We start from the raw sequence: 19,431 nt of genomic DNA, 5'->3' as shown, positions 1-19,431 counted from the left end.
GGCAGCAGTGTAGAGCGCACGTGGGCTTTCTGCCGGGATGGCAAAAAAAATTAACCTGGGCCAGTAAAAGCCGCACAGTCGTTACATAAGCTTCAAACCCGCTGTTCCAGCATGACCAACGCCCCGACAATCAGCGCCTGCATGCCCTCAGGCAACCCCGCTTCCTCTCCGATCGCTCTGCGGCCCTTTCGCGACACAAGCCGCTCCTGCAACCGACCAGGTGCTCTGCGAACCTCAGCCGCGCAGCTGGTACCAGGTGGTCTTGAGCTGCGAATACTTATCGAACGAATGCAACGACAGGTCGCGCCCGAACCCCGACTGCTTGCCACCGCCGAAAGGCACCGTCACATCCAGCGCGTCGACTGTATTCACAGACACGGTACCGGCTTTCAACGCCCGCGCTACCCGGTGCACCTGGTTGAAGTCATCGCTCCACACCGAAGCCGCCAGGCCATAGATACTGTCGTTGGCCAGGCGCACCGCCTCTTCTTCCGTGTCGAAGGCGCTGATTGCCAGCACCGGCCCGAACACTTCCTCCCGCGCCAGGCTCATGCGGCCATGGACACCGGCAAAAATGGTCGGCTCGATGTAGTTGTCCGACCCTTCGATGGTCAGGCGCCGACCGCCACACACCAAACTTGCGCCCTCTTGCCCGGCGCGCACAATGGCGGCTTCGATGCGGCCGGTTTGTTCGGTATCGACAATGGCACCAGCACGGCTCGCCGGGTCCAGCGGGTTGCCCGGCAACCACTGGCGGGCTTTGGCTTGCAGGCGCTCGACAAATTCGTCATGGATGGAGCGCTGCACGTACAGCCGCGAGTTGGCCGAACACACCTCGCCCTGGTTGAAGAAAATACCGAATGCGGCCTTTTCCGCCGCCAGGTCCAGGTCCTGGCAGTTTTCGAACACCAGGTTGGGGCTCTTGCCGCCGCACTCCAGCCACACCTGCTTGAGGTTGGACTGCGCCGAGTACTGCATGAAGTACTTGCCCACCTGGGTGGAGCCGGTGAACACCAGGCAATCCACATCCGGGTGCAGGCCCAGCGCCTGCCCAGCCCGCTCGCCCAAGCCAGGCACCACGTTCAGCACGCCTTCCGGCACACCGGCTTCCAGCGCCAGCTGGGCCAGGCGCAGGGCCGAGAACGGTGATTGCTCGGCAGGTTTGAGCACCACGCTGTTACCGGCAGCCAGCGCCGGGGCGAGCTTCCAGGCGGCCATGTCGAGCGGGAAGTTCCATGGCACCACGGCAGCGACCACGCCGAGGGCTTCGCGGGTGATGGTAGCCAGCGCATTGGCAGCAGTGGGCGCCACCTGGTCATACAGCTTGTCCAGCGCCTCGCCGTACCAGGCGAACACATGGGCCGAGCCCGGCACGTCGATGTTGTAGGCGTCCATCACCGGCTTGCCCATGTTCAGCGAGTCAAGCAATGCCAGTTCTTCGCGATGGGCCATGATCAGCTCGGCCAGGCGCAGCAGCACCTTCTTGCGCTCGCCTGGGGCCATGCGCGGCCAGGGGCCTTGTTCGAAGGCCCGACGTGCGCTGGCCACGGCAAGGTCGACCTCGGCCTGGCCGCAGGCAGCGACCTGGGCCAGTACGGTGTTGGTTGCGGGGTTGATGGCGGCGAACGTGGCGCCATCCTGTGCGTTGACGGGTTTGCCGTTGATCAGCGCCTGGGATGGCAGGTACAGGTCCGAGGCGCGTTGTTGCCAGAATTCGAGGGTGTACATTTGTACTCCAGGCGACCGCTGTGGCGATCTTTTTTGCGGAAGTAACAGGTACCACACAGTCCGCAAGCGCGCCGCGCCTCCTCTGTGGGAGCGGGCGTGCCCGCGAATCAGGCGACACGAAGGATGGCACCGGCTTCGCCGGTGTTCGCGGGCATGCCCGCTCCTACAGGGGAAACCGGTTGCCCTTGGCAACGGCTTAGAGCTTGCCAACCAACCGAGCGGTGCGGTCCACGGCAATGCGGGTTTTCTCTACCAGCTCATCCAGCTCGCTGTGGTTGGCGATCAAGGCCGGTGCCATGATCATCCGGCCCAGGGTCGAGCGAATGATCACGCCTTCCTCGAAACCAAAGGTGCGGCATTGCCAGGCCAGGTCGTTCTCGTTGGCGAAGCGTTTGCGCGTCGGCTTGTGCTCGGCGAACTGCAACGCTGCCACCAACCCGGCGCCCTGCACCTGGCCGATCAACGGGTGGTCGGCGAACACCTCGCGCAGGATGCGCTGCAGGTACGGCCCGGTGTCATCCTTCACCTGGGTGACGATGCCTTCGTCGCGCAGCGCCTTCAGGTTGGCAGTCGCCACCGCCGCCGCCACCGGGTGGCCGGAATAGGTCAGGCCGTGGGCAAACACCCCGCCACGTTCCACCAGCGCCTCGGCAATGCGCTTGCTCAGCACCAGGCCACCCATGGGCACATAGCCGCTGGTCAGGCCCTTGGCGATCGACAGGGTGTCGGGCTCGAATCCGAAGTATTCATGGGCAAACCACTCGCCGGTGCGGCCAAAGCCACCAATCACCTCATCGGCGCACAACAGCACGTCATACTGGCGGCAGATGCGCTGGATTTCCGGCCAGTAGCTTTCCGGCGGGAAGATCATGCCGCCTGCGCCCTGGAACGGCTCGGCGATAAAGCCGGCAACGTTCTCGGCGCCCAGTTCGAGGATTTTTTCCTCCAGCTGCAAGGCGCAGCGGCGGCCGAACTCGGCCGGGGTCAGCTCGCCACCCTCGGCGTACCAGTACGGTTCGTCGATGTGCGCCACATCCGGGATCAGCCCGCCCATTTCGTGCATGAACTTCATGCCGCCCAGCGCCGTGGCCGCCAGGGTCGAGCCGTGGTAGCCGTTCCAGCGGCCAATCATGACCTTCTTGTTCGGCTGCCCGACCACTTGCCAGTAGCGGCGTACGGTACGGATCAACACTTCGTTGGCTTCAGAGCCGGAGTTGGTGTAGATCGCATGGCTGTAGTGGCCGGGCAGCAGGCTGAACAGCAGCTCGGACAGTTCGATCACCGCCGGGTGGGTGGTGTGGAAAAACATGTTGTAGTACGCCAGCTGGTCCATCTGCGTGGCGGCAGCGACAGTCAGGTCGCGGCGCCCGTAGCCGAGCTGGGTGCACCACAGGCCAGACATGCCATCCAGGTAGCGCTTGCCCTCGCTGTCCCACAGGTGCAGGCGTTCGCCACCGACGATCACCCGCGGCCCTTCGGCATTCAGCGCCTTCTGGTCGAGGAAGGCATGGATATGGTGCGCGGCATCGGCTGCCTGGTAGTCGCGGGTCTGGCGTTGCGGGGCGAAAGGCGCATTCATTGTTGGTTTTCCTTTGCGGTGGGGTTGCAGGGTGGCTGGCGCTCAGCGCAGCTTGCCCATGTAGCTTTCCAGCGGGTCCTTGCCCAGCACGCCCTGGGCATTGGCCAGCGCGTCGATGAACAGGGAAAACAGCTCGGACTGGGTGCCGATGTCGAGCTTGGCGTAGACGTTCTTGCGGTGCGACTTGATGGTGTCTTCCGACACGCCCAGGCGCTCGGCCAGCGACTTGGTCGAGTGGCCACGCAGGATCAACTGGGCGATACGGCATTCACGTTCGGTCAGCAGCGAGCTGCCAAAGTTGTTCAGCGCGGCGTGGATGCGTTGTTCGAGGATGTTCTCGAAGCGCGCGGCGCGGCTGTCCAGCCCGGCGAAGTGCTTGCTCAGCACCGCCAGCACCCAAGGCGTGATGCGCCCGTACAGCTCGCGGGTGTGTGCATCCAGCTTGTCGGTGAACGCCAGCGACACCGCCAGGCTCTGCCCCGGCGCAACCTGCAGGATGTAGTTGAGCTCATCCTCCAGGTGCGAGTGCCGGTAGAACGACTGGTAGTACTCGCTGACCTCGAAATGGTCGGGTGCCACTTCGAACAACCCATAGCACCCCGACGCTACCTGCTCCACACAGGCACCGTAGAACGGGTCGAGCAGGTAGAAGCCGGACAAGTAGCGGCTGACATTGCCCTCAGGCTGCCAGGGCGCCTTGTCGTCCTGCTCGAACAGCGCACAAGGCATGCCGTCGTGCGGGTACAGGTACACCGTGGTCGCCTGGATCGGCCGGATAACGCCAAGTGCGGCAAACAGGTTGGCGGCAAAGCCCGGTCGGCCGATTGCCTCGGTGACCTTGGCCAGGTGCTCGAACCACTGTTCTGAAAGCAATTGATTAGTCACTGTGGGCCTGCCGTTTCTATTCAGTGGCACCGCCGCCAGTGCGGTGCGTTGTTGACCAGATACTCCCACGCCACCGCAGACGCCGAAATCACCCTTTGGGGTGAGCCGGGCAAGGCTGTACCCGCTCACCCCAAAGGGTGATTCCGGGTACCTGCAGGGTGTGGGAGCATCAACCCGCCCCAGCGCTGCGAGCCTTCCGCTCGACCTCCTTGCACTTCACCCACCGGTAACGAGCCAGCTCGCGTACCGCGGTGTCTTGCATCCCCTTCCAGGAGTTAGCAATGCATACAACAACAAGTACAGCCCATAGCCCCTCACATGACACCGCCGCGCATCCCTGCGCCAACACCGGCCGCTTCCGCAAGTCCATGGGGCTGACTGCCCTGGTCCTGTTCGGCCTGGCCTACATGGTGCCCCTGGCCGTATTCACCACCTACGGGCTGGTCACCCAGATGACCAAAGGGCACCTGCCCACCGCCTACCTGCTCACCCTCGCCGCCATGCTGCTGACTGCCTACAGCTACGGCCGCATGGTTCAGGCCCACCCCTACTCCGGCTCGGTCTACACCTATACGCGCAAGGCCTTCGGCAGCCACATCGGCTTTATTACCGGCTGGACACTGCTGCTCGACTACATCTTCCTGCCGCTGCTCAGCTACCTGCTGATCGGCATCTACATGTCGGAATACTTCCCGGCTATCCACGCCTGGGTGTGGGTGGCAGGCTCAATTGCCCTGGTCACCTTCCTCAACCTGATCGGCATCGAGTCCATCACCCGGGTCAACTGGATCCTGGTAGTGGTGCAACTGGTGTTCATCATCGTCTTCGTCGCCCTGTCCGTGCTCAAGCTCAGCGGGCACGCGGAGCCGGTGTCGCTACTCGCCCCCTTCCATCACGAAGGCTTCAGCGTGCCGCTGATCATGACCGGCGCTGCCGTGCTGTGCCTGTCCTTCCTGGGGTTTGATGCCGTCTCGACCATGGCCGAAGAAACGACCAACCCGACCTACCGCATTCCGGTGGCGATCCTGGCGGTTTCGCTGATCGGCGGCTTGCTGTTCTTGGTGGTGTCGTACTGCGCGCAGATGGTGTTCCCCGACTGGGGCAGCTTCGCCGACCCGGATTCGGCCTCGGTGGATGTGATGCGCCGTGTCGGCGGCGAACTGCTGGTAACGGCCTTCACTGCCACCTACGTGGCCGGCTGCTTCGCCTCGGCCATGGTGTCCCAGGCCAGCGTGTCGCGCGTGCTGTTCGCCATGGGCCGCGACGGCGCGTTGCCGCGGGCGTTCGGCCAACTGGTGACGAAAAAACGCGTGCCAGCCACTCCCATCCTGGTGGTCAGCCTGCTGTCGCTGATCGCCCTGGTGATCACCCTCGACACCGTGGCCAACATGATCAGCTTCGGCGCGCTATTCGCCTTTTCGGCGGTGAACCTGGCGGTGGTCAAGCACTACCTTGTCGACCAGAAACTGCGCGGTGGCCGCAACTACCTGCTGTACGGCGCCATCCCAGGCCTGGGCTTTCTCAGCACGCTATGGCTGTGGAGCAGCCTGACCAGCCTGTCGTTCACCATCGGCCTGTGCTGGATGGGCATGGGCCTGGTGGTGCTGATGGGGCTGACCCGCGCGTTTCGGGTGAAGCTGCCGGAATTGCAGATGGCGGAGTGACGCTACACGCTGGGTGATAACTGGTCGTTATCACCCGATCCGCATTAATCATTATTCAGCCCCCCGTTCGCCCCCTACAGTCCCAGTGCAACGACTGTCATTGCCAACGGGAAACGAAATGTCCATCGAACATCGCCTGAACCATATCGCCGGCCAACTCAGCGGCAACGGTGACGTACTGCTGAACAGCGTCGACGCCCACACCGGGGAGCCGCTGCCTTACGCCTTCCACCAGGCGACCGGCGACGAAGTAGAGGCTGCCGTGCAGGCCGCCGACGCCGCCTATCCCGCCTACCGCAGCACCAGCCCGGCCCAGCGTGCCGCTTTCCTCGACGCCATTGCCAACGAGTTGGACGCACTGGGTGACGACTTCATCCAGCATGTGATGCGCGAAACCGCGCTGCCCGAAGCCCGCATCCGTGGCGAACGCAGCCGTACCAGCAACCAGCTGCGCCTGTTTGCCGAGGTGGTGCGCCGAGGCGACTTCTACGCCGCGCGCATCGACCGTGCCCTGCCCCAGCGTACCCCGCTGCCGCGTCCGGACCTGCGCCAGTACCGCATCGGCGTGGGCCCGGTGGCCGTGTTCGGTGCCAGCAACTTCCCGCTGGCCTTCTCCACTGCTGGCGGGGACACCGCCTCGGCGCTGGCCGCTGGCTGCCCGGTAGTGTTCAAGGCGCACAGCGGGCACATGCTCACTGCCGCCCATGTGGCTGGCGCCATTGACCGCGCGGTGGCCAGCAGCGGCGTGCCGGCAGGCGTCTTCAACCTGATCTACGGCGCCGGCGTGGGCGAGGCGCTGGTCAAGCACCCGGCCATCCAGGCGGTCGGTTTTACCGGCTCGCTGCGCGGTGGCCGCGCCCTGTGCGACATGGCGGCAGCACGCCCGCAGCCAATCCCCGTATTTGCCGAAATGAGCAGCATCAACCCGGTGATCGTCCTGCCCCAGGCGCTGCAAGCACGTGGCGAGCAGGTAGCCGGCGAACTGGCTGCCTCGGTGGTGATGGGTTGCGGCCAGTTCTGCACCAACCCTGGCCTGGTGGTGGGCATCCAGTCGCCGCAATTCGAGCATTTCGTGCAAACGCTGGTGGCACGCATGGCCGACCAGGGCCCGCAGACCATGCTGAACGCCGGCACCCTGCGCAGCTACCAGAACGGTGTGCAGCACCTGCTGGCGCACCCGGGTATCCAGCACCTGGCCGGGCAGCCACACACCGGCAACCAGGCCCAGCCACAGCTGTTCAAGGCAGACGTAAGCCTGCTGCTGAAGGGCGACCCGCTGCTGCAGGAAGAAGTATTCGGCCCGACCACCGTAGTGGTGGAGGTGGCCGACGCCGAGCAACTGGCCGAAGCGCTGCGCCACCTGCAAGGGCAACTGACCGCCACGCTGATTGCCGAGCCTGATGACCTGCACGCCTTCGCCTCGCTCGTGCCGTTGCTGGAGCGCAAGGCCGGGCGCCTGCTGCTCAACGGCTACCCGACCGGTGTGGAGGTTTCCGATGCAATGGTGCATGGCGGGCCTTACCCGGCCACCTCCGACGCACGCGGCACCTCGGTCGGCACCTTGGCCATCGACCGCTTCCTGCGCCCGGTGTGCTTCCAGAACTACCCCGATGCACTGCTGCCGGATGCATTGAAAAACGCAAACCCGCTGGGGATTGCGCGGTTGCTCGATGGCGTGAACAGCCGCGACGCAGTGTGATACGGCGCATGTTGAGCAGGCACGGTGCAGCTTAGCCGTGCCAGGCTTGCAGGCAACGTTGGAAAGACGCAATTACCTGGCTGCTCTGCCGATCAGCCAGGCAATACAGGTAAGTCTCCGTGTACACCGGGTCCTGCGCAATGCGGATCATCTTCAGGCGCGGGTCGCCAATGTATTCCGCCTCGGACACCGCGCCGATGCCGATGCCACGGATCACCGCCTCGCGCAGCGCCTCGCGGCTGCCGATTTCCATGGCGATGCGCGGTGTTACCTGCGCCGCTTCCAGCGCATTGTCCAGCGCCAGCCGCGTAGTCGAACCCTGCTCACGGCGTAGCAACGGCTGCCCCTGCAGGGCTTGCAGCGGCACCTGATCGTGGCGGGCAAAAGGGTGATCGGCGCGGGCGAACAGGATCACCGGGTGCCTGGCATAACGTTGTGCGACAAACGCCGGATCATGGTGCAGCCCCGCCAACACACCGATGTCGGTCACATAGCCCTGCAGATCGGCCAGCACTGACGCCGAGTTGCCCACGCGGATGGACACGTCGATCTGGGGGTACGCCTGCCGATAGCGGTCGACCATTTCGATCACATGAAACGGCCCCACTGCACCGATCTTCAGCTCACCACGGTTTAGCTGGCCACTGTCGCGCAGCAGGCTGGTCGCCTCGGCTTCGAGCATCGACATCTGCTGGGCAATGGGCAGCAAGGCGCGGCCAACTGCGGTCAGCTCGATGCGCCGACCGCGGCGGTGAAACAGCTCGACATCAAATTCGCGTTCCAACCCCTGGATCTGGTTGGTCGCGGTCGGCTGGCTGAGGCCGATGGCCCTGGCCCCGGCGCTGAAGCTGGCGTGCCGGGCCACGGCAAGGAAAGTGCGCAGGCGAGCGGTAGACATCCATAGATCCTTTGAATGGTTGGCTGGCCAAACGCATATTGAATTGATGCTGTGACTGTCACATGACAGCCCTAGCTTTGGCGTTACCGACAACAACCACTCCGGTATTGCCATGACACCCTTCCCGAAACTGTTGCGCTGTGCCCGCCTCGCCCTGCTGCCACTGCTGCTCGCCCCCGCCGTGCAGGCACAGCAGGTGCTGACCGTCGGCCTGATCCCGTCGGAAGACTCCCAGGCCATGATCAAGAGCAGCCAGCAGGTGCTCGACCAGTTGCAAGCGCGCCTGGGCATGCCGGTCAAGCCATTCGTCGCTACTGACTACAACGGTGTGATCGAAGCCCTGCGCGCCGGCAAGCTGGACGTGGCCTATCTCGGCCCGTTTTCCTACGTACTGGCCAACCAGATCGCCGGTGCCGAAGCGTTTGCCGTGGCGGTGACCAAAAAGACTGCCGGCAGCGCCTACCACAGCCTGATCATCGCCCGTCAGGACAGCGGCATTCGAACGCTCGACGACCTCAAGGGCCACACCTTCGCCTTCGTCGACCCCAGCTCGGCCTCCGGCCATCTGTTCCCCAAGGCCGGCCTCGAGCACGCTGGCCATGACCCGAAAACCCTGTTCTCACGGGTGATCTTCTCCGGCTCGCACGATGCCAGCATTCTTGCCGTGGCAAACCGCAAGGTTGATGCAGCGGCCGTGGCCGACCGTATCCTGGCCGGGGCTGTGAACAACGGACAGGTTCAGCAACAGGACTTCCAGGTGGTGTGGACCTCCCCGGACATTCCCGAATCACCGATGGTCTGGCGCAACAACCTCGACCCCGAACTGCAGGCCAGGCTGCGCACCGCGTTTGCCGGGATCAAGGACGTGCCATGGGGCGATCAGGGCATGCTCAATGGCTTCCAGCCGACCACCGACGCGGCCTACAACGTGGTTCGTGACACCGCCAAAGTGCTCGACCTCGACCTGCGGAGCCTGAAATGATCCGTATCCGCCAGCTGACCAAGGGCTACGCCGACAACCCGGTACTGCGCGGCATCGACCTGGATGTTCAGGCCGGTGAATTCGTGGTGATCCTCGGCCAGTCCGGCGCCGGCAAGTCGACCCTGCTGCGCTGCATGAACCGGCTGGCCCAGGCCGACACCGGCGAGTTGCAGGTGGCCGGGGTAAACGCCATGCGTGCAGCCGACCAACGCGCACTGCGCCGGCAGGTAGCGATGATCTTCCAGCATCACAACGTGGTCGCGCGGCTGTCGGTGCTGAAGAACGTGCTGACCGGCCGTCTCGGCCACTGCAGCACCCTTGCCTCGCTGCTACAGCTGTTTCGCCGCGACGACGTGGCCCTGGCGCGTGATTGCCTGCGCCGGGTCGAGCTGGAGCACAAGGCCGGGTCGCGCACCGATGCGCTGTCTGGCGGGCAGATGCAGCGGGTGGGTATCGCCCGTGCGCTGGCCCAGCGACCACAGGTGATCCTGGCCGACGAACCGGTGGCCAGCCTCGACCCGAACACCGCGCATGTGGTCATGCAGTACCTGCGCGAAGCCAGCCGCACCCTCGGCATCACCGTGGTGTGCAACCTGCACCAGGTGGAACTGGCGCGGGCATTCGCCGATCGCATCGTCGGCCTGGCCAACGGGCGCCTGGTGTTCGACGGCCCACCCGGTCAGCTCGACGAAGCCGCGCTGCAGCGCATCTATCACACCCCCTCTGCCAATGAGCCCGGGCAGGCAATGGCTGCACCACGGCCAATGCTGGCCACTGGCACAGGAGCCTCGGCATGAACCCGCAGAGCCACCAATGGCTGGTCAACACACCCACTCGCGCTCGCAGCTGGCTGGGCGCTGGCGCGCTGTTGCTGGCGATCGTCCTGGTGCTGCAGTGGAGCGCCGAAGGGGCACAGCTGAGCTGGGGCGAACTGGCCAACGGGCTGCCACAGATCGGCGACTTCCTTGGCCGCTCGCTACCGCCAGACCTGAGCATAATGCCCAGTCTGTGGCGCCCGGCCCTGGAAACCTTGCAAATCGCGCTATGGGGCACCCTGCTGGGGATCGTTCTCGCCGTGCCGCTGGGCTTTCTGGCCGCGCGCAACCTGCATGGCAACCGCTGGCTGTACCAGGCCACCCGGCAGCTGCTGAACGTGATCCGCAGCATCAACGAGCTGATCCTGGCCTTGGTGTTCGTCTCGGCGGTAGGGCTGGGGCCCTTCCCAGGCGTGCTGGCCCTGGCGCTGCATGGCGTGGGCATGCTCGGCAAGTTCTTTGCCGAAAGCATCGAGGAAATCGACCAGGGGCCCATTGAAGCGCTGCGGGCCACCGGTGCGCGGCCACTGCAGGTGATCGCCTTCGGCGTGCTGCCGCAAGTGATCACCGCCTGGATCGCCGTGGTGCTGTACCGCTTCGAGGTGAACCTGCGTTCGGCCACGGTGCTGGGCATGGTCGGTGCAGGTGGCCTGGGCTTCGAGCTGGTCAGCAGCCTGAAGCTGTTCAAGTACCAGGAAACCGCCACCTGCATCCTGGTAATCACTGTGATGGTGGTGCTTGCCGACCTCATCTCCAACCGCCTGCGGCATGCCATTCAGGGCAACGCCCGCCACTGATTCGCCGCCCATTTAACCCCTTGCCACGTGCGCCCGCTGGGCGCGCGACGGGCAGACCATGCCTGGAGCTCAAGCCCATGCACTTTGTGTCCGTTATCGGCTCAGCCGATAGCACCCTGCAATCAATCGATTGGATCGAAACCCGCCAGCCGACGAGCATGGCTGCACCTTCCAACAACAATAAGGAACTGCCCATGCCTGCCTGCTTCCACAACCCGGTCACCACCGTTTTCGGCGGTGGCAGCCTGGACCAGATCGCCCGACACTGCCCCGGCAAAGTCGCCCTGGTCACCTTCCCCGAGGCCGAACAGCTCGGCCTGGTTGCGCGGGTGCGCAGCCTGCTGGGCGAGCGACTGGTGTGCGTGATCGACAACGTGCAACCCAACCCCGATGTCGCCTGGCTGCGCGGTGTGCATGAAGCGTTCTGGGCACAGCACGGCGACTGCGATACGGTGCTGGCGCTGGGCGGTGGCAGCGCCATCGATACCGCAAAGGCGTTGATCGTCGGTACCGCTTCTGGCCACTTCGATGAACTGCTTGAGCTGCTGGCCAGCGGCAAACCGTTTTCCCCGGCCCGACACAAGACGCTGGTGGCCGCGCCGACTACGGCAGGCACCGGCAGCGAGGTGACGCCATGGGCCACCTTGTGGGACGCGGGCCAGCAGAAGAAGTACTCGCTGCACCTGAGCTGTACCTGGCCCAGCGTGGCGCTTATCGACCCGGAACTGATGCTCAGCGTGCCGGCCGGGGTGACGGTATCCACCGGGCTGGATGCCTTGTCCCACGCGCTGGAATCGATCTGGAACCACAACGCCAATCCGCTCTCCGATACCTTCGCGCTGTCGGCCATCGACGACATTCTCGACTGCCTGCCACGCCTGCAGCAGGACCTGGGCAACCGCGAGCTGCGGGCACGCATGGCGTTGGCTGCACTGAAGGCCGGGCTGGCGTTTTCCAACACCAAGACTGCCCTGGCCCACTCCATTTCCTACGAAATGACCTTGCGCCACGGCCTGCCCCACGGTATCGCCTGCTCGTTCACCCTGCCGCTGGTGCTGGGCCTGGCCTGGGGCCGTGATGCCGGGCGTGACCAGATCCTGCAGAAGGCCTTCGGCCGCGACCTGGCAGCGGCCCAACAGCGCTTGCGAGCATTTCTCCATCAGCTGGGCGTGCGCACCGAATTCGCAGACTACGGCGTGACAGCCGCCGAGGCCCAGGCGATGATCGACGCCGCCATGCAGGGCGCCCGTGGGCGCAATTTCATCGGCGCCCAAGCCGCCTGACATCCCGCGTTTTTCCTGTAGCACCTTTCAAGAGTGCCGACTCGCCGTGCCCCTTGGGCCGGCGCCAGAGAACAAAAGGAAACCGTCATGAACCGTGCACAAACCCTGACTGGCGCGCTGCCCAGCACCATGCCGTTTCGCCTCGCGCAATGGCGCATGCTGCTGGCCGCGATGTTCTGCTACCTGTTCTTCTACACCGGGCGCCAAACTTTCGGTTTCGCCATCCCCGGGATCCAGGCCGAGTTCGGCCTGAGCAAGGAAACCCTCGGCTGGGCCTCCACCGCCATGCTGTGGATGTATGCCATTGGCCAGGCCATCAATGGCAACCTCGCCGACAAGTTCGGCGGCCGGCGCATCATGAGCATCGGCGCCGTGCTGTCGTGCGGCGCCAACTGGGTCACCAGCTTTGCTGGCGGTTTTCTCAGCCTGATCCTGCCGTGGGGCGTCAACGGCTACTTCCAGGCCCTGGGCTGGGCGCCCGGCAGCCGCTTGCTGTCAAACTGGTGGGGCGCTGCCGAGCGCGGCAAGGTTTATGGCTTCTATGTGTTCGCCGCCGGCTGCGCTTCGGTGCTGTCGTACGTCACCTCGGTAGTGGTGATTGATGTACTGCACCTGGAGTGGCGGTGGATCTTCCGCCTGCCGGTGCTGCTGATGCTGGCCGGTGGCATCGTTTTTTACCTGGTTGCCCGGGAACGCCCGCAGGACATGGGCTACCCCGCGCTGGACGACACCGGCGTAGCCAACGCCGAAGACAGCGCCAACGCGGCCACCCAGGGCGGCGAAGAAACCTCGCGCCAGCGTTACCTAGCCGTTCTGAAAAACCCGCGCCTGCTGGTGGCCGCAGTGTCGCTGGGCTTCCAGAACGCTGCGCGCTACGGGCTGATCGTCTGGGTACCGGTGCATTTCCTGGGTGCCAACTGGCAGAAAGGCGACAGTTTCATCGACCCGAAGTGGATCACCATCGCCTTGCCGGTGGGCATGGCCGTGGGCGCGCTGAGCAACGGCTGGGTGTCGGACAAGCTGTTCGGTAGCAAGCGCTACAAGGCAATCATGCTGTACATGGTGTTGGGCGCGCTCACCAGCCTGTGGATGTGGAGCCTGCCGGCACACAGCGCGGTAGGCCTGCTGGCGCTGTTCCTCTGCGGTTTCTTTGTCTATGGCCCTGCATCGAGCTTCTGGGCGTTGTGCCCGGACCTGGTTGGCGCGCGCCGGGCCGGCACCGCCACGGGAATCATGAATTTCGCCTCGTACCTGTTCGCCGGGCTGGCGGAGCCGCTGATCGGACGTATGCTCGATACCACCGGCAATACGTCGCTGATCTTCGTCGTGGTCACCACAGCCTGCGCCTGCAGTGCCCTGGTGGCCCTGTTCGTGCGCCGCTGAGGTTGCCTGCCATGTCGTCCGTGCCATTGCCAGAGAGGTGTCATGTACCAGTACCACAAGTGGTTGCGCTCCTTCCATGCCGTGGCGCGGACCGGCAGTTTCACCCAGGCCGCCGAGCTGCTGAGCATCGGCCAGCCGACTGTCAGCGAGCAGGTCAGCGGCCTGGAAAAACGCTTTTGCGTGGAACTGCTCCACCGCCGAGGGCGCTTCATCGAGCTGAGCCCGGCAGGCCACCAGCTCTACGAAATTACCCAGGGCCTGTTCGGCCAGGAGGACGAAGCGTTGCAACTGCTACACAGCTTCCAGCAACGCAAGCAAGGCATGCTGCGCATCGGCGCGGTGTCGCCGCCGATCGCCATGAGCCTGACGTACGAGCTGATGCAGCGCTACCCGCAGATCGAACTGGAAACCTCGTTCAGCAGCGAAGCCGGGACACTGGAGCGGCTGTACAACTTCGACATCGACCTGGCCATCCTCGCCCTGTCGGAGTTCGACCAGCGCCTGAACACTCGGCTGTACCGCACCTGCCCGATTCTGGCGGTGGTGCGCGACGACCATCCCTGGGCCGGGCAGACGAGTGTCAGCGTAAAGGACATTGCCGGTCAGCGCGTGGTGCTGCGCGAGGCGGCATCGCGCACCCGCCAGCTTGTGGAGGAAGGCTGCCGCCGGCATGGCGTTTCACTGGACTGCGCGATGCAGTTGAACAGCCGCGAAGCGATTGTGCATGCAGTGGTACACGGCATCGGCGTGGGCTTTGTCTCGGCGGTGGAGTATGCCGACCGGCCCGGCACGCGTTCTGTCGCGTTTATCGAAGACCCGTTCCACATCAGTTACTACCTGTGCTGCCTGGGCATCCGCCGTAACCGGGCGATTATTGCCGAACTGTTCGACGCGCTCAGCGCGCACTGATGCACCACTGACTACAGCGAGCCTGCCAATGCGTCGGGCGGGCCGCGCTCACCTTGAGTTTTTACCCACTGGAGCTTTGCCATGCACTATCAGCACCCCAAGCAACTGCAGGCCGCCATTCTTGACTGGGCCGGCACCGTGGTGGATTTCGGCTCGTTCGCCCCCACCCAGATCTTCGTCGAGGCCTTTGCCGAGTTCGGCGTGCAGGTCAGCCTGGAGGAAGCCCGCGGGCCCATGGGCATGGGCAAGTGGGACCATATACGCACCCTGTGCGATGTGCCCGCCATTGCTGCGCGCTACCAGGCCGCATTCGGCCATATGCCAAGCGACGATGATGTAACAGCCATCTACGAGCGCTTCATGCCCTTGCAAATCGAGAAGATCGCCGACCATTCGGCGCTGATTCCCGGGGCCCTGGAAGTCATTGCCCAGTTACGCCGGCAAGGGCTGAAAATCGGCTCCTGCTCAGGCTACCCTGCAGTGGTGATGGAAAAGGTGGTGGCCCTGGCCTTGAGCAACGGCTACAGCGCCGACCACGTGGTGGCGACCGATGAGGTACCGAATGGTCGCCCCTACCCCGCGCAGGCACTGGCCAACGTGATTGCCCTGGGGGTCAGCGATGTAGCGGCTTGCGTCAAGGTCGACGACACTTGGCCGGGCATTCTCGAAGGCCGCAGCGCGGGAATGTGGACCGTGGCCCTGACGTGCTCAGGCAACGCTCTCGGGCTGACCTACGAGCAATACAAGGCCCTGCCCGAAGCGGAACTGGAACAGCAACGCCGGCGCATTGGCAGCCTGTTCGAAGGTGCGCGACCGCATTACCTGATCGACACCATCGCCGAACTGCCTGGCGTCATCGCCGATATCAATGCCCGCCTGGCGCGTGGAGAAATGCCGCAAGGCTGTTGAACCTGACGGCATGGCCTGGTTTGTCCGCGAACAACGCGTAATCCGTTTCGCGGGCAAACCCGCTTCTGCGCGAAGGGCTGATACACACATACGCCATTGATGAAATGCCCTTGTCAGCATTCAATATGCTGCACTGACAATGGAACCCAATTCATCAACAAGGCCAGCCATGTACTCCTCCGAACGCCTTAAAGGCATCGACGTATTCGTTGCCGTCGCTGATCTGGGCAGCTTCACGGCAGCCGCAGAGCGGCTCAACCTCACCAGCTCGGCCATCAGCAAGAGCGTGGCCCGGCTGGAGGCCCGCCTGGGCGCAAGGCTATTCAACCGCACCACACGCACCTTGTCGCTCAGCGAGGCTGGCGTCATCTTCTACCGTACCTGCACCTCGGTCCTGGCCGACCTGGAAGAGGTCGAGCACGCACTGGTCGCCAGCGACAACGAACCCCATGGCAAGGTCCGGATAGAACTGCCAGCCTCCTACGGCCGCCTGCATGTGCTGCCCTTGATTCTGGACTTCATCCGTCTGCACCCATTGCTGCAACCGCACGTGTCTTTCTCCGACCGTTTTGTCGACCCGGTGCACGAAGGTATCGACATCGTGGTGCGAATCGGTGGCCCGGATGCCTGGCCGGCCGCACTTGGCCACCAGTACTTCGGTGCCCAGCGCCTGATGTTCTGTGCCGCACCCGCCTACCTGGAAAAGCACGGCGTGCCACAAGACGAACGCGACCTGGAATACCACCACTGCGTCGGCTATGGCCATACCGATGGCATGGTCAGCCCCTGGCTGTTCAAGGGCCGCCAACCTGGCGAAATGGAACGACGCAGCGTCCAACCCCGCATCGCGGTGGGGGACGGTGAAGGTGAAGTTGCAGCAGTGCTGGCCGGTCATGGTATCGGCCAGCTACCGACCTGGCTGACCCAGCAACACCTCGATCACGGGCGGCTGGTCGAAGTGTTGCCCGCGCTGGCCACCGACGGCCTGCCAATGAATCTGGTGTGGCTCAAAAGCCGCGAGGGGCTACCCAAGGTCCGCGCCCTGCTCGACTACCTGCTGCCTCGGCTGGCGCCTCATGGTACCCGGGCCAGCGACGCGCGCTGACGCGCAAGGCCGCCGACCAGCGGCACAAGCCCCAGCGCCACCACGGCCACGCCTGCGGCTACGTAGCCCAGGTATTCGATACCCAGGCCAGGGATGGTCAAGCCACCGAGGACGGCGCCCAGGCCAATGCCCGCATTGGCCGCCGACACATTAGTGCTACCGGCCAAAGCCTGGGCATGTGTCACAGACCCCATCACCCGTACCTGGCTGATGGGGTATAGCGCGGTGTTGGCCACACCCCACACCCCCAGTGCCAGGCAGAACACCAGGCCTGCATGGGCCAGCGGCACGAACGCCGCCATGCCGATGGCCAGCAGCAGCAGAAACAGCGCCGTCGCCCTGAGCGGTGAACGGTCCACGACCCGTCCACCGATCCAGTTGCCGAGCAGGCCCACTGCGCCAAAGCCCATCAGCCACCAACCGGTATATGCGGGTGGTACGCCCGCAACCCGCTGCAGCAGCTCGGCCAGATAGCTGTAGCCTGTGAACATCGCGGTGAACACCACCACCGAAAGCAGGACATTGGCGAGGAAATAGCGCTCCTTGAAAATGCGTGCCTGTTGCATGAAGTCGACTTTTGCCGCGCGGGGTACGTGCGGCATCCACACCCACATGGCCAGCGCCATCAGCAATGACAGCGCGGCCAGTATCCAGAATGCGCCACGCCAACCCACGGCATTGGACGCCACGGTGCCCAACGGAATACCCAGCAACATCGCCGCCGAGATGCCCAGGTACACCTTGGAAATGGCTTGCCCTGCTTTATCGGGCCCGGCCAACTGGCCAGCCGTTTCACTGGCCGTGCCCCAGAACACCGGCAACGCCAGTGCCGGGACGACCCGCGCAATGGCCAGCACCCAGAAACTGGTCGAGGCCGCAGCCAATGCATTGGCTGCGGCAAATACCAGCAGAATGGTGATGAATAAACGCTTGCGGTCCAGGTGCGCCAATGCCGCCGTCAAGAACGGGCCGGCAAGCATCACAGTAAAGGCAAACAGCGTGACCAACTGGCCCGCCATCGAAATGGATACCCCAAGGTCCTGGCTGAGCGCGGGCAACAAGCCGACAATCAGGAATTCAGTGGTCACGATCAAAAAGGCCGAAAAGGCAAGCACCGCGACGCTGATTTCAGCAGTACGGCCAGTGGCAGTAGCCCCAAGGCGGGGTTCAAAAGCAGACATCGAAACAGGCTCCAGAAAAGATCCTGCCAGTCTATTGATAAATAAAATTCCTATTTCTGGTTATTTTTCACGAATTGAATGAAGCAAAATCATCAATAGCACTTGAGTGTATACAACTTACAGGGTTCCTGATTACATTATCCCTCGCCTACGACCTCGGTAATCGCCAAGGCGTATTGCAACGGGCTTAAGCCATGTTATCTGCAACCGGTAAGAAAACCCTCCTCGTCAAAAACGCTGCACTTCTGGTCACCATGGACGGCCAACGCCGCGAGATCAAGAACGGCGGGCTGTACATCGAAGACAACCTAATCAAACAAGTCGGCCCCACCGATACCCTGCCACAACAGGCCGACGTCATCCTCGACATGGCCGGCAAAGTGGTCATCCCAGGCCTGGTCAACACCCACCACCACATGTACCAGAGCCTCACCCGCGTGGTGCCGGCAGCCCAGGACGGCGAGCTGTTCAACTGGCTGACCAACCTGTACCCGATCTGGGCACGCCTCACCCCCGAAATGATCGCGGTGTCGACCCAGACCGCCATGGCCGAACTGATCCTGTCGGGCTGCACCACCTCCAGCGACCACCTGTACATCTACCCCAACGGCTGCAAGCTCGACGACAGCATCCACGCCGCCGCCGAGATCGGCATGCGCTTCCACGCCGCGCGCGGCAGCATGAGCGTCGGCCAGAGCCAGGGCGGCCTGCCGCCTGATTCGGTGGTGGAAAAGGAAGCTGACATCCTCAAGGAGTCCCAGCGCCTGATCGAGGATTACCACGATGCCAGCCACGGCTCGATGCGCCGCATCGTGGTAGCGCCGTGCTCGCCCTTCTCGGTCAGCCGCGACCTGATGCGTGAAGCCGCCGTGCTGGCGCGCCAGTACGGGGTGTCGCTGCACACCCACCTGGCCGAGAACGTCAACGACATCGCCTACAGCCGCGAGAAGTTTGGCATGACCCCTGCCGAGTACGCCGAGGACCTCGGCTGGGTCGGCCACGACGTATGGCATGCCCACTGCGTGCAGCTCGACCAGCACGGCATCGAGCTGTTCGCCCGCACCGGCACCGGCGTCGCCCACTGCCCATGCTCGAACATGCGCCTGGCCTCGGGCATTGCCCCGATACGCAAGATGCGCGACCACGGCGTACCGGTCGGCCTTGGGGTCGACGGCTCTGCCTCCAACGACGGCGCCAGCATGATCGGTGAAGTGCGCCAGGCCCTGCTGCTGCAGCGGGTAGGCTTCGGCCCCGACGCCATGACCGCCCGCGAAGCACTGGAAATCGCCACCCTCGGCGGCGCCAAGGTGCTCAACCGCAATGACATCGGCGCCCTTGCCCCGGGCATGGTCGCCGACTTCGTCGCCTTCGACCTCGGCCACGTCGCCTATGCCGGTGGCCACCACGACCCGCTGGCGGCACTGGTGTTCTGCACCCCGACCCAGGTGCACACCAGCGTGATCAACGGCCGCGTCGTGGTGAAGGACGGCCAGCTGGCCACCGTCGACCTGCCACGCGTGCTGGAGCGCCACAACCAGTTGGCACACCAGCTGGTCAGCGGCAACTGATAGACCCGGGCTGCTGCGGCCAAGGCCGGTTGCAGTAGCCCACACC

At 64.2% G+C, this 19,431-nt stretch carries 16 protein-coding genes; 11 read left to right on the top strand and 5 right to left on the bottom strand.

The genetic code is table 11. The annotated features are described in order from the left end of the window. Positions 1 to 234: 234 nt before the first annotated feature. The 3 genes from WF331_RS07495 to WF331_RS07485 form a co-directional block, all read right to left on the bottom strand. On the bottom strand, positions 235 to 1,728 hold the full coding sequence (locus tag WF331_RS07495) for an aldehyde dehydrogenase (RefSeq protein WP_284397991.1): 1,494 nt from the start codon (positions 1,726 to 1,728) through the stop codon (positions 235 to 237). Positions 1,729 to 1,924: 196 nt separating this feature from the next. Continuing rightward, entirely contained in the window at positions 1,925 to 3,307 is a 1,383-nt protein-coding gene (locus WF331_RS07490) for an aspartate aminotransferase family protein (protein WP_284397994.1), read from the bottom strand. Positions 3,308 to 3,349: 42 nt separating this feature from the next. After that, the gene (locus WF331_RS07485) at positions 3,350 to 4,192 is read right to left on the bottom strand and encodes a helix-turn-helix transcriptional regulator (RefSeq protein WP_049274798.1); all 843 of its coding nucleotides are present in this window, start codon (positions 4,190 to 4,192) and stop codon (positions 3,350 to 3,352) included. A gap of 281 nt (positions 4,193 to 4,473) precedes the next feature. On the opposite strand from WF331_RS07485, the gene WF331_RS07480 reads away from it, so the two are divergent. After that, a complete protein-coding gene (locus tag WF331_RS07480) occupies positions 4,474 to 5,856 on the top strand; it encodes an APC family permease (protein ID WP_340622781.1) in 1,383 nt (460 codons plus the stop codon). A gap of 118 nt (positions 5,857 to 5,974) precedes the next feature. Continuing rightward, positions 5,975 to 7,555, top strand: a complete 1,581-nt coding sequence (locus tag WF331_RS07475; RefSeq protein WP_284397999.1) for an aldehyde dehydrogenase (NADP(+)) — start codon at positions 5,975 to 5,977, stop codon at positions 7,553 to 7,555. A 31-nt stretch (positions 7,556 to 7,586) separates the two neighbouring features. Here the strand turns inward: WF331_RS07475 and WF331_RS07470 are convergent, their stop codons facing one another. After that, positions 7,587 to 8,453, bottom strand: a complete 867-nt coding sequence (locus tag WF331_RS07470) for a LysR substrate-binding domain-containing protein (protein WP_016500315.1) — start codon at positions 8,451 to 8,453, stop codon at positions 7,587 to 7,589. 112 nt (positions 8,454 to 8,565) lie between these two features. Between WF331_RS07470 and phnD the strand changes: the two genes are divergently transcribed. From phnD to WF331_RS07430, 8 genes are all read left to right on the top strand, one after another. Then, complete coding sequence (gene phnD, locus WF331_RS07465) at positions 8,566 to 9,435, top strand: phosphonate ABC transporter substrate-binding protein (protein WP_016500316.1); 870 nt, start codon at positions 8,566 to 8,568, stop codon at positions 9,433 to 9,435. Continuing rightward, positions 9,432 to 10,232 (top strand): phosphonate ABC transporter ATP-binding protein, encoded by an 801-nt coding sequence (gene phnC, locus WF331_RS07460; protein ID WP_016500317.1) that lies wholly within the window; start codon positions 9,432 to 9,434, stop codon positions 10,230 to 10,232. The genes phnD and phnC overlap by 4 nt, the downstream gene beginning before the upstream one ends. Next, the gene (phnE, locus tag WF331_RS07455) at positions 10,229 to 11,047 is read left to right on the top strand and encodes a phosphonate ABC transporter, permease protein PhnE (protein WP_084966714.1); all 819 of its coding nucleotides are present in this window, start codon (positions 10,229 to 10,231) and stop codon (positions 11,045 to 11,047) included. The genes phnC and phnE overlap by 4 nt, the downstream gene beginning before the upstream one ends. A gap of 194 nt (positions 11,048 to 11,241) precedes the next feature. Next, positions 11,242 to 12,330, top strand: coding sequence for an iron-containing alcohol dehydrogenase PsrA (psrA, locus tag WF331_RS07450; RefSeq protein WP_041168077.1), 1,089 nt, complete (start codon positions 11,242 to 11,244; stop codon positions 12,328 to 12,330). A gap of 87 nt (positions 12,331 to 12,417) precedes the next feature. Further along, the gene (locus WF331_RS07445; RefSeq protein WP_016500320.1) at positions 12,418 to 13,713 is read left to right on the top strand and encodes an MFS transporter; all 1,296 of its coding nucleotides are present in this window, start codon (positions 12,418 to 12,420) and stop codon (positions 13,711 to 13,713) included. A 42-nt stretch (positions 13,714 to 13,755) separates the two neighbouring features. Then, entirely contained in the window at positions 13,756 to 14,622 is an 867-nt protein-coding gene (locus WF331_RS07440; RefSeq protein WP_016500321.1) for a LysR substrate-binding domain-containing protein, read from the top strand. Between the two features lie 81 nt (positions 14,623 to 14,703). Then, a complete protein-coding gene (phnX, locus tag WF331_RS07435) occupies positions 14,704 to 15,531 on the top strand; it encodes a phosphonoacetaldehyde hydrolase (RefSeq protein ID WP_049274787.1) in 828 nt (275 codons plus the stop codon). A 169-nt stretch (positions 15,532 to 15,700) separates the two neighbouring features. Beyond that, on the top strand, positions 15,701 to 16,636 hold the full coding sequence (locus WF331_RS07430) for a LysR family transcriptional regulator (RefSeq protein WP_284398003.1): 936 nt from the start codon (positions 15,701 to 15,703) through the stop codon (positions 16,634 to 16,636). Here the strand turns inward: WF331_RS07430 and WF331_RS07425 are convergent. After that, positions 16,606 to 17,817 carry an MFS transporter gene (locus WF331_RS07425; protein ID WP_284398006.1) on the bottom strand — a complete coding sequence of 404 codons (1,212 nt, stop codon included), beginning with the start codon at positions 17,815 to 17,817 and terminating at the stop codon, positions 16,606 to 16,608. The two genes, WF331_RS07430 and WF331_RS07425, sit on opposite strands and share 31 nt — an antisense overlap. 194 nt (positions 17,818 to 18,011) lie before the next feature. On the opposite strand from WF331_RS07425, the gene WF331_RS07420 reads away from it, so the two are divergent. After that, positions 18,012 to 19,385 carry an 8-oxoguanine deaminase gene (locus tag WF331_RS07420; protein WP_041167777.1) on the top strand — a complete coding sequence of 458 codons (1,374 nt, stop codon included), beginning with the start codon at positions 18,012 to 18,014 and terminating at the stop codon, positions 19,383 to 19,385. The last annotated feature ends 46 nt before the right edge of the window (positions 19,386 to 19,431 follow it).

The organism is Pseudomonas sp. YNh (assembly GCF_037993085.1).
Taxonomy (GTDB): domain Bacteria; phylum Pseudomonadota; class Gammaproteobacteria; order Pseudomonadales; family Pseudomonadaceae; genus Aquipseudomonas; species Aquipseudomonas putida.
This window is presented reverse-complemented; position numbering and strand designations above follow the sequence as displayed.

Excerpts from the sequence above, each read along its gene's own strand:
- WF331_RS07495 (WP_284397991.1), bottom strand. The coding sequence starts at position 1,728 with ATGTACACCCTCGAATTCTGGCAACAACGCGCCTCGGACCTGTACCTG.
- WF331_RS07490 (WP_284397994.1), bottom strand. The coding sequence starts at position 3,307 with ATGAATGCGCCTTTCGCCCCGCAACGCCAGACCCGCGACTACCAGGCA.
- WF331_RS07480 (WP_340622781.1), top strand. The coding sequence starts at position 4,474 with ATGCATACAACAACAAGTACAGCCCATAGCCCCTCACATGACACCGCC.
- WF331_RS07475 (WP_284397999.1), top strand. The coding sequence starts at position 5,975 with ATGTCCATCGAACATCGCCTGAACCATATCGCCGGCCAACTCAGCGGC.
- WF331_RS07470 (WP_016500315.1), bottom strand. The coding sequence starts at position 8,453 with ATGTCTACCGCTCGCCTGCGCACTTTCCTTGCCGTGGCCCGGCACGCC.
- phnD (WP_016500316.1), top strand. The coding sequence starts at position 8,566 with ATGACACCCTTCCCGAAACTGTTGCGCTGTGCCCGCCTCGCCCTGCTG.
- phnC (WP_016500317.1), top strand. The coding sequence starts at position 9,432 with ATGATCCGTATCCGCCAGCTGACCAAGGGCTACGCCGACAACCCGGTA.
- phnE (WP_084966714.1), top strand. The coding sequence starts at position 10,229 with ATGAACCCGCAGAGCCACCAATGGCTGGTCAACACACCCACTCGCGCT.
- psrA (WP_041168077.1), top strand. The coding sequence starts at position 11,242 with ATGCCTGCCTGCTTCCACAACCCGGTCACCACCGTTTTCGGCGGTGGC.
- WF331_RS07445 (WP_016500320.1), top strand. The coding sequence starts at position 12,418 with ATGAACCGTGCACAAACCCTGACTGGCGCGCTGCCCAGCACCATGCCG.
- WF331_RS07440 (WP_016500321.1), top strand. The coding sequence starts at position 13,756 with ATGTACCAGTACCACAAGTGGTTGCGCTCCTTCCATGCCGTGGCGCGG.
- phnX (WP_049274787.1), top strand. The coding sequence starts at position 14,704 with ATGCACTATCAGCACCCCAAGCAACTGCAGGCCGCCATTCTTGACTGG.
- WF331_RS07430 (WP_284398003.1), top strand. The coding sequence starts at position 15,701 with ATGTACTCCTCCGAACGCCTTAAAGGCATCGACGTATTCGTTGCCGTC.
- WF331_RS07425 (WP_284398006.1), bottom strand. The coding sequence starts at position 17,817 with ATGTCTGCTTTTGAACCCCGCCTTGGGGCTACTGCCACTGGCCGTACT.
- WF331_RS07420 (WP_041167777.1), top strand. The coding sequence starts at position 18,012 with ATGTTATCTGCAACCGGTAAGAAAACCCTCCTCGTCAAAAACGCTGCA.